Annotated in this window: 11 protein-coding genes; 9 read left to right on the top strand and 2 right to left on the bottom strand. The window is 71.2% G+C overall.

Features of this window, described 5'->3' with window-relative positions; all coding sequences use genetic code 11:
• Positions 1-547 precede the first annotated feature (547 nt).
• The gene (locus tag CLV70_RS38200) at positions 548-958 is read right to left on the bottom strand and encodes a hypothetical protein (protein WP_146164345.1); all 411 of its coding nucleotides are present in this window, start codon (positions 956-958) and stop codon (positions 548-550) included.
• A 379-nt stretch (positions 959-1,337) separates the two neighbouring features.
• Positions 1,338-1,598 carry a helix-turn-helix transcriptional regulator gene (locus CLV70_RS38205; protein WP_146164346.1) on the bottom strand — a complete coding sequence of 87 codons (261 nt, stop codon included), beginning with the start codon at positions 1,596-1,598 and terminating at the stop codon, positions 1,338-1,340.
• Between the two features lie 183 nt (positions 1,599-1,781).
• Here CLV70_RS38205 and CLV70_RS38210 point away from each other — a divergent pair, with 183 nt between their 5' ends.
• From CLV70_RS38210 to CLV70_RS38250, 9 genes are all read left to right on the top strand, one after another.
• Complete coding sequence (locus CLV70_RS38210; protein WP_106131501.1) at positions 1,782-2,021, top strand: DUF6284 family protein; 240 nt, start codon at positions 1,782-1,784, stop codon at positions 2,019-2,021.
• 67 nt (positions 2,022-2,088) lie between these two features.
• Positions 2,089-2,313: a hypothetical protein gene (locus CLV70_RS38215; RefSeq protein ID WP_106131502.1), complete on the top strand. Its 225-nt coding sequence runs from the start codon at positions 2,089-2,091 to the stop codon at positions 2,311-2,313.
• Positions 2,310-2,948: a DUF2637 domain-containing protein gene (locus tag CLV70_RS42200; RefSeq protein WP_106131503.1), complete on the top strand. Its 639-nt coding sequence runs from the start codon at positions 2,310-2,312 to the stop codon at positions 2,946-2,948. The genes CLV70_RS38215 and CLV70_RS42200 overlap by 4 nt, the downstream gene beginning before the upstream one ends.
• A 13-nt stretch (positions 2,949-2,961) precedes the next feature.
• Entirely contained in the window at positions 2,962-3,309 is a 348-nt protein-coding gene (locus tag CLV70_RS38225) for a hypothetical protein (RefSeq protein WP_106131504.1), read from the top strand.
• Positions 3,310-3,404: 95 nt separating this feature from the next.
• Complete coding sequence (locus tag CLV70_RS38230) at positions 3,405-5,576, top strand: FtsK/SpoIIIE domain-containing protein (protein ID WP_106131505.1); 2,172 nt, start codon at positions 3,405-3,407, stop codon at positions 5,574-5,576.
• A 128-nt stretch (positions 5,577-5,704) separates the two neighbouring features.
• On the top strand, positions 5,705-5,968 hold the full coding sequence (locus tag CLV70_RS38235) for a hypothetical protein (protein ID WP_106131506.1): 264 nt from the start codon (positions 5,705-5,707) through the stop codon (positions 5,966-5,968).
• Positions 5,969-5,979: 11 nt separating this feature from the next.
• Positions 5,980-7,917, top strand: coding sequence for a DUF3987 domain-containing protein (locus CLV70_RS38240; protein ID WP_106131507.1), 1,938 nt, complete (start codon positions 5,980-5,982; stop codon positions 7,915-7,917).
• 147 nt (positions 7,918-8,064) lie between these two features.
• A complete protein-coding gene (locus CLV70_RS38245; RefSeq protein WP_106131508.1) occupies positions 8,065-8,304 on the top strand; it encodes a helix-turn-helix domain-containing protein in 240 nt (79 codons plus the stop codon).
• A 9-nt stretch (positions 8,305-8,313) separates the two neighbouring features.
• A complete protein-coding gene (locus CLV70_RS38250) occupies positions 8,314-9,450 on the top strand; it encodes a site-specific integrase (RefSeq protein ID WP_106131509.1) in 1,137 nt (378 codons plus the stop codon).
• Positions 9,451-9,477 lie beyond the last annotated feature (27 nt).

Raw genomic sequence — 9,477 nt, forward strand, 5'->3', positions numbered from 1 at the left:
GGCCCACCACCATGCCCGGACCGCCACACCCATCAACACCGATCGATCAAAGCGGTCCGGCCGAACCAGCAGCCATCACCTGCGAATCATCGAGGCTAGTCAGATTCTTGGCGTGGACAGGGGACTCCGACTCGCATCGGAGGTAGGGCAGCCGCGCGGGCAAATGGTTCAGTTGCGGACCTTCGCCTTACTGCCGGCCCTGCCCTTGGCGGTGGCCTTTTGCACCGCCGCGCCTCGGCTTCCTTGGCTGTCGACCGTCCCTGGCTTCCCGGCGGGGAGGGCGCGCATCGCTGTATGGATAACCAGCGGGGCGGTAAGCCCTAGGTTGATGCAGGCCCAAGCGGAGAGAACGCTGCCGTCCAAGGCGTGAGCCGCCGGGATGACGCCGCCGATCAGGATCCAGCCAAGACCCAGCACCCAGTACCGGCGACGCCTCATGTACTTCGGCCACTTTTTCTTGTTTCTCGTCCGGTGTGCCGAGACGCTGGCGATTTCCGCAATGGAGCCGCCCACTGCGCCCAGGGCGAACGCCCACCAGTACGACAACTCAAACGCCGGGGCTGGTGTGGCCTGCGAGAGCCCGGAAGAGCCACCAGCGCTCCTTGCGCGTGCGAGGTTTGGCCGACGAGCGATACCAGTCGCGGTACTCCTCCGTGGCCCCGATCGGCCGACGCACCCGATCCCCGAGTCGCTCCAGTGCAGCCCTCACCTCATCCTCGGCGACTTCAAGTTCCTCGGCCAACCCTTCGGGGGTACGGAAATCCCACTTCGAGTCCTCGATCGCGTTCATCACGCGCACCGCGAGGTCGTCGTTCCCGCTGTCACCTTGAGTCGTCACGCCTTTGATGTCGGCCGACTCGGTTGCAGGATGGGTTGCAGGAATGCTCAGATTCAGTAGCGCTAGCAGCGCTTGCTGTTCACGATGATAAGAGGCTGCAACCTTCTCCAGGACGCCCATGCCGCTCGCTCCCCCCGCTTGACGGTTTGGTCGCCTCGGGCGAATTGCCCCGACAGTATGGATACGAGCGTATCCGGACGACAGAGATCATGAGCGCAGTCCGGCGTTCCAGTGCCTCTTCGCGACGAACTCGCCCATCGCCCTGTTTCAACTCCATCGCGCCGTCTGTTCTGTTTGCTGCGTCTATCCGATTTTGGTAACGGACAGCGCACCGAGGTTCCCCTCGATCCTGCCGAGCCGGGTCGTGAAGGACGCATGGAGGCGTTCCTTGGCCAACCACGTTCACCGTGAATGCACCGGGACTGCGTCGAACATGGTTGTTTCCTCATCGGCAGCGCGCGGCTTTCCCGGTTGACTTGTAGTCACCAGCAAGCAGCGCCTACGAAGGAGGTGACGAATCGATGTCCTGCCTGGTCTCCACTGACCCGCGACGCGGCCGGCCCGCCTGCCACTGCCGGATCGCCGCCGGCCGCCACGCCGGCGAACGGCCGAACATCCGGTCCGCGGCCGGCGCCTGGCCGCGCGACACGTAGGCCGCCCAGGTGACGCGACTGATCGGCGCTCCCACCGTGCGTAGGAACGCCAGAACGTCCTCGGTCGTCCACCAGTCCTCTGGCAGTTCCCTGGTCGTCTCGGCCATCACGGGCGAGGGTACGCGATCCCGCGACCTCGTCCTCCGCACCCACACCCGCTGACATCTGGCCGCCCGGTCGGCGATCACTCGCTTGCTCGAATACAACGCCGAGTTGTACTGTCCGCCTCAAGCGGACACAACGCCACGTTGTATTCGTCTGCGGCCGGCATTCCTCCGGAAGGACTTCCTGTGTTCCGCAACCCGCTTCCCGACGAGCCCACCCCGGCGCATCTGGCCGCGATCGAACGCGAGCAGCGCCTCCTCGAAGCCGAGATCGCGCTGGTCGACGCGGAGATCCGCTTCCTGACCGCCGAGCCCGCCCCGACGCAGCTCGACTGGCGCCGGCTGCGCCGCGCGCAGAACCGCGTGCTGCGGGAGCTGACCGCGCTGATCGACCGGTACCTGCGCTCCATCGACGAGGTGGCCTGATGCCGTACGCCGCGATCCTGCCCCGCCGCGACCCGGCGGCACCGCCCGAACCGACCTGGAGCCTGCCATGAGCCTCGGCATCTTCTCCCTGATCCTGATCGCGACGCTGGTCATGCTCGGCACTGACCACAAGACCCGCGGCCGGATCGTCTTCACCGCGCTGTGCGCGCTGATGCTCGGCCTGACCATCGCCGGCAGCGACGGCGTGCTGGCCGACCCAGCCCGAGCGCTGATCGACGGCGTCCGGGACGGCCTGACCTCGATCGGCCGCTCGCTGGGCGGCGGCAAGTGACCGACGCCCAGCTCATCCGAGTCCGGTGGGGAGTGCGCGGCGCCCTGGTCCTGGGCGTCGCCACCTCCGTCGCGGCCAACGTCCTGCACGCCCAGCCGAACCCGATCAGTCAGGCCATCGCGGCGTGGCCGCCGCTGGCGCTGCTGCTGACCGTCGAACTGATCTCACGAATTCCGGTCCATCACCGCACTCTCGCGGCCGTACGGCTGGCGGCGACGGCGTCTATCGCCGGCATCGCCGCGTGGGTGTCCTACTGGCACATGGCCGGCGTCGCCGCCCGGTACGGCGAGACCGGCGCCGCGCCGTACCTCATCCCGCTGTCCGTGGACGGCCTGGTCGTGGTCGCGTCGGTCTGCCTGGTCGAGCTGACCGGCCGGATCACCGCACAGTCCGGCGAACCAGTCACCGCAGCGGACACCGCGCCGGACAGCACCGCGGACACCTCCCCGGACACGACGGCGGACGCACCCGAACCGCCGGCCCGGAAGCGAACCAGGACATCGCGGCGCAGCACCGCCACGGCCGTCGCCCGGATGCGCGCCCGCCACCCCGACATGTCCACCCGTGAGATCGCCGGCCGACTCGGCGTCACCGACCGCACCGTCCGCCGGCACCTGTCCGCCGCGACCACCTGAACGGAGCCATCCCATGAGCGACAGCACCCGGCGGCGCGTCACCACCGCCCTGCGCTCCCTTGGCAGCACCGCGGACGGCGTCGCCGACACCCTAGAAGCCGGCGGGTGGCGCGGCCTGCGCCATGACGCCGGAGCCTGCCCGGTCTCTCTCTACCTGACCGCCGTCGTGGCCGGCACCCGCGGCGCGGCGGTCGGCAGCGACCAGGCGACCGTTCACCCGCTCGACGGTCCGGACGCCGAGGTCGACCTTCCGCTTGCCGTGGCGGACTTCGTCGTGGCGTTCGACCGCGGCGCCTACCCGGACCTCGTCGTCACCGACTGCGACGCCAACGGCGACCCGATCGACGACGGCGACAGATAGCGCTGCCCGGGGCGCGGCCATCCGGCCTCGCAAACCACCGGCCGCGCCCCGGCCCCACCCGATCGGCCATCAGACCTCCCGGAGGAACACCCATCATGGCAACCCCCGACCGCTTCGACTGGACCAGCGCCGAGGCGGACCTCCACCGCGTCGTCGACCTCAACGACGCACGCCGGCAGCGGCAGCCCGACGGCTGGACCGCCGACATCGACGACGAACGCGATGACCTCGGCGATGACCCGATCCCGGTCGACCCGCCCGACGACACCCCGGCTGCCGCGGCCACCTGGGCGGCTGCGGCGGCCACCCGCCAGCCGATCGTGCCGGCCTGGCTGCGATCCAAGGCCGAGGCCGCCACCCTGGCACGCTGGGTCGTCGGCCACTACACCCACGTGGGCGCCTACCACCTCATCCGCCTCCCGCTGTACGCCGGGCGGCTCGCGCTGCGGGCGCCGCGTGGCGCGGTCCGCACCGTCGGCGGTACGGCCCGGTGGGTATCCGACGCCGAGGGTCTGCCGGTACGGCTGGCCGCGGTCCGGCGCGAGGACGCTCAGGAGTACCTGCGCCTGTCCCGGCAGCGCGACGGCCGCGTCCGGCTGCGGACCCTCGTCCTGCTCGCCACGCTGACGTTCGGCACGGCCGCCGTCTTCATCCTGCTCGTCGCGACGCCGCGATGGGCCTGGTACGCCACGCTCGCCGCCCTGGTCGGCGCACTCGGGCTGATCGGGTCGTCGCCGGACAAGCCGCTGCTCGACGTGGCCGCCGTCAAGCCGCGCGTCCGCAAGCTCACCGCAGACGTGCTGATGCGCGCGTTCCTCGCCGCCGGCCTGTGCAAGCCGGACAACCCGCTCACGTTCCCCATGCCGATCATGCGCGACGGACCGGGCTGGCGCGCGGTCATCGACCTGCCGTACGGCACCAAGGCCGACACCGCGATCAAGAAGCGCACCGACCTGGCCGCCGGCCTCGACCTGGACGAGGTCCAGGTCTGGCCCGAGCGCGTGCGCGGCAGCGCAGGATCGGCACGGCGGCTCGCGCTATGGGTCGCCGACGAAGACCCGTACGCCAAGCCGTCCGGGCTGTGGCCGTTGATCGCCAAGGGCACAGTGGACGTCTTCGAGCCGTTCCCGTTCGGCGAGGACCAGCGCGGCCGTCCCGTCCGCCTGCTGCTGATGTTCACCTCGCTGCTGATCGGCGCCATTCCGCGGATGGGCAAGACGTTCGCCGCCCGGCTACCCGCGCTGGCCTGCGCCCTCGACCCGCTCGTCGAGCTGCACATCTACGACGGCAAGGGCGGCCAGGACTGGCGCGCCTTCGAGCCGATCGCGCACCGGATCGGCTTCGGCGTCCGCGACGAGGTGGTCCTGGGTCTGGTCGAGGATCTGCGGGCGCTGGTTGCCGACATGAACCGGCGCTACGACACGATCGCCACCCTGCCGGCCGACATCTGCCCCGAGTCCAAGGTCACCCGGGCCATCGCCCAGCGGCGCTCGCTCAAGCTGTTGCCGGTGCTGGTCTCGATCGACGAGTTCCAGCGCTACAGCGGCCATGCGGTCTACGGCGACGAGATCGTGGCGCTGCTGACCGAGCTGTGCAAGGTCGGCCCGTCCGTCGGCATCATGATCAGCCTGGCGACGCAGAAGCCCGACGGCAAGGCCGTCCCGACCGACCTGCGCGACAACATCGGTACGCGGTTCGCGCTCAAGACGATGACGTGGCAGTCGTCCGAGGCCGTCCTGGGCGCCGGCTCCTACACCGCCGGCCAGGACTCGTCGCGCTTCCAGCGCGCCCACAAGGGCGTCGGCATCCTGCTCGGCGCCGACGACTCCGGATCGGTCGAGGAAGCCGTCACCGTGCGGACCAACCGCACCCCGCTCGCCGACATCGACACCGTCATCCGCCGGGCACGCGCCCTGCGCGAGGCGGCCGGCACCATCACCGGCCACGCCGCCGGGGAGCACGCCGCAGGCGCCGACGGCCCGGCCGGCTCCCTGCTTGACGACATCCTCACCGTCGTCCCGGCCACCGAACCGAAGGCGTGGTCCGAGACCGTCGCCGCGCGCCTCGCCGAGCTGCGACCGGACGTCTACGGGGGATGGAAGCCCGAGCAGGTCGCCGCCGCCCTCAAGCCGTACGGCATCCCGGTCGGCCGGCAGGTCTGGGGCACCGACCCCGCCACCGGCGAGAAGGCCAACCGCAAGGGCATCCACCGCGACGACATCGCCGCGGCCGTGACGGCACGTAACGAGCGGCGCCGCGCCGCATAGCGCTAGCCGGCCGCTAGACCTAGCCCCGCCCACCGCTAGGTCTAGCGGCACCGCTAGCCCGCATCTCCAGCCGTGACCTGCGCGCTAGCCCTCTAGCCGCATCCGCCGACCACCCCCGGAAACGCCTCATGGAGGACGTTGTGGACTCCCTCGCCGCACTCGCCGGCCTGCTCTGCCCGCTCGCCGCCGCCGTCACGCTCGGCTACACCGCCGTCTGCGCCGCCTCACCGTTCGGCACCTGCCGCCACTGCCACGGCCTCGGCCGCACCGGCACCCGTCGCGGCCTGCACGCCCGCGCCTGCCGCCGCTGCGACGGCACCGGCATCCGCATCCGCCGCGGACGCCACCTCTACCACCTCATCGCCCGCATCCACCGCGACGGCACCCGCTGAAAGCAGACACCGTGACCCGCACGCCACCCCACGACGAGGCCGCCGAGCGCGCCGTCATCGGCGCCGCCCTGCTCGCCCCGCATCTGGTCGCCGACCTCGCCGGCATCGTGCAACCCGACGACTTCCACCGCCCTGCACACGCGGCCCTGTGGCGCACTCTCGTCGACCTGCACGCCGCCGGCACCAGCGGCGACCCGATCACCGTCACGGCGCACCTGGCCGAGACCGGCGACCTCGGCCGCGTGGGCGGCGCCCCGTACCTGCACACCCTGATCAACGCCGTACCCAGCACCGCGAACGCCACCCACTACGCCCGCATCGTCGCCGACCACGCCCGCCGCCGTGACGTCGCCGCCCTCGGCGCGCGCCTCACCCAGCTCGCCGGCTGCGGCGCCGACACCACCGACGTCGTCACCACCGGCCGCGCCCTGCTCGACGCCGCCCCGACACCCGCCTGGCCCGCGCCCATCCCGCTGACCGCCCGGCACCGGCCGCGCCCGTTCCCGGTCGACGCCCTCCCGGCCTGGCTCGCCGACATGGTCGCCGCCGTCGCCGAGTTCACCCAGACCCCGACCGACCTGGCCGGCTGCATCGCGCTGGCCGCGCTGTCCACCGCCGCAACCGGCCGCGCCGAGATCCAGATCCGCGGCTCCTGGCACGAACCGGCGAACCTGTTCACCGTCGTCATCCTGCCGCCCGGCTCCCGCAAGTCCGCCGTGTTCGCCGCGATGATCCGCCCGCTACTCGCCGCCGAGGCCGCCCTGGTCGAGCGGACCAAGCCGGTCATCGTCGAGGCCGAGCTGGCGCAGCGGGTCGCCGCCAAGGCCGCCGACCGCGCCGCCAACGCCGCCGCGAACGCCACCGCCAGCCGTGACCGGCTGCTCGCCGACGCCACCGCGGCCGCGATGACCGCCGAAGCCATCACCGTCCCGCCCCTGCCCCGGCTGGTCGCCGACGACATCACCAGCGAGCAGGCCGCGTCCCTGCTCGCCGAACAGGGCGGACGCCTGGCCGTCCTGTCCCCGGAGGGCGGCATCTTCGCCACCCTCGCCGGCCGCTACTCCGGCACCCCGAACCTGGAGGTCTTCCTCAAGGGCCACGCCGGCGACATGCTCCGCGTCGATCGGCGCTCTCGCCCCGCTGAGCACGTCGACCGCCCCGCTCTCACCCTCGGCCTGGCTGTGCAACCGGAAGTGCTGCGCGACATCGCCGCAATGCCTGGCTTCCGCGGCAAGGGCCTGCTCGCGCGCATCCTGTTCGCCGTCCCGGAGAACACCGTCGGCCGGCGACGCATCGGCGCCGACCCCATCCCGGATACCGTCGCCGACACCTATGCCAACCGGCTCCGCGCCCTCGTCCTGGACCTGGCCGACCGCCGCGAACCCATCCTGCTGCCGCTCACACCGGCGGCCAACGAGCGCATGTTGGAGATCGAACGGGAGGTCGAGCCGCGCCTGGCGCCGTCGGGCGCGTGGGCGCACATCGTCGACTGGGGCAGCAAGTACGCCGGAGCCGTCGCCCGCATCGCCGGCCTGTTCCACCTCGCCGACCATGACACCACCCCAGAGTCCATCGGCGCCGCGACCCTCGACCGGGCCGCCACGATCGGCGCCTACTACGCCGAGCACGCCGCCACCGCGTTCGACGACATGGGCGCCGATCCGGTCGTCGACGACGCCCGGCACGTCCTGGCCTGGATCGAACGCACCGGTACCGAGCGGTTCACCAAGCGCGACCTGTTCACCGCCCTGTCCCGCGGCCGGTTCCGCAAGGCCGCCGACCTGGACCCGGTACTCAACCTGCTCACCGGCCACGCCTACCTCCAGCCCGTCGCGGCACCCGAACGGCGCGGCGCCGGCCGCGCGTCCTCGCCAGCCTGGCTCGTCCACCCCGACGTCCTCCGGCCCTCCGGCACCGTCCAGCCGATCACCGCCGGACGGGCCTCATGATCGCGCCGCGCAATCCGCAGAATCCGCGGATCACCGCTCCCGACGCCATTCCGCGGATAACGCGGATTCCGCGGAGCCACCCACGCGGCCCACCCCTCCGGCCATCGCCCTGGCCTGTCCCGTCATCCCTCCCGAAAGGTCCACACGATGGCAACCGATCCGCGCGGCGACGCCGCGGAGGTCCCCACCGCACCCGTTCGACTGGTCCTCACGATCGAGCAGGCCGCACGACGCCTCGGAATCGGCCGGACCCTCATGTACTCGCTCGTCATGAACGGCGACATCGAATCCGTGACCATCGGCCGGCTGCGCCGCATCCCGGTCGAGTGCCTCACGGAATACGTGACCAAGCTGCGCCAGACGCAGTCCGACGACCAGGCCGCGTAGGAGGACGCCATGGGACGCAGGCCAAACGGCGCGTCGAGCATCTACAAAGGCGCGGACGGCTACTGGCACGGCCGGGTCACCGTCGGCACGCGCGACGACGGCCGGCCCGACCGTCGCCACGTTCGCGGGAAGACCGAGGCCGTGGTGACCCGGAAGGTCCGCGACCTGGAGCGCGAGCGCGACACGGGCACCGTTCGCAAGGTCGGCCAGAAGTGGACGGTTGCGACGTGGCTCACGCACTGGTTGGAGACCATCGCCGCTCCTTCCGTCCGCGAGACCACGATGGTCGGCTACCGCGCAGCGGTGAACAAGCATCTGATCCCCGGCATCGGTGCGCACCGGTTGGAGAAGCTTGAGCCCGAGCACCTGGAACGGCTGTACGCCAAGATGATCCGCACCGGCAGCGCGCCCGGAACGGCTCACCAGACGCACCGGACGATCAAGACAGCGCTCAACGTCGCCGTCCGGCGCGGGCATCTCGTCCGTAACGTCGCCCAGCTCGCCAAGGCGCCCCGGTTGAACGAGCAGGAGATCGAGCCGTTCACCGTCGAGGAAGCCCAACGGCTGTTGGCGGTCGCCGCCACCCAACGCAACGGCGTGCGATTCGCGCTGGCGCTTGCCCTCGGTCTGCGCAAGGGAGAAGCGCTCGGGCTCAAGTGGCGACGCATCGACCTCGATAAGGGGCTGCTACGGACGCCGAAGCAACTTCAGCGGTACCGGTGGCAGCACGGATGCGACAATCCCCACGACTGTGGGGCGCGGCTACACAAGACCGAACCGTGCCCGCCGGACTGCCATCGGCATCAACGGGCGTGCCCGCCGCCCTGCTCGCCCAGTTGCGAGCGGCATGCAAGCAAGTGCCCGCAACGCCACAGTGGCGGACTTAAAGAGGTGGATGTGAAGTCCCGTGCCGGCCGCCGTGCGGTTGGCATCCCAACGCCGCTGGTGGACGCCCTTCGGGCACATCGCGAAGCCCAGGCGAGAGAGCGCGAGGTAGCCGCCCAGATCTGGGAACAAGGCGACTGGGTGTTCACCAGGGCCCCGGCAAAGTCGTCAGGTGATGCCGAGGAGTGTCAGTGGGCGGGTGCTGTCGCGGGCGTGATGGCGGGTTCCGGCGGCGATGTTGGTGATCCCGGCGGCGCGTAACGCGCCGATCGCGGCGTTGCGGATGGC

Origin of the sequence: Pseudosporangium ferrugineum (assembly GCF_003002065.1) — a bacterium.
Lineage (GTDB): Bacteria > Actinomycetota > Actinomycetes > Mycobacteriales > Micromonosporaceae > Actinoplanes > Actinoplanes ferrugineus_A.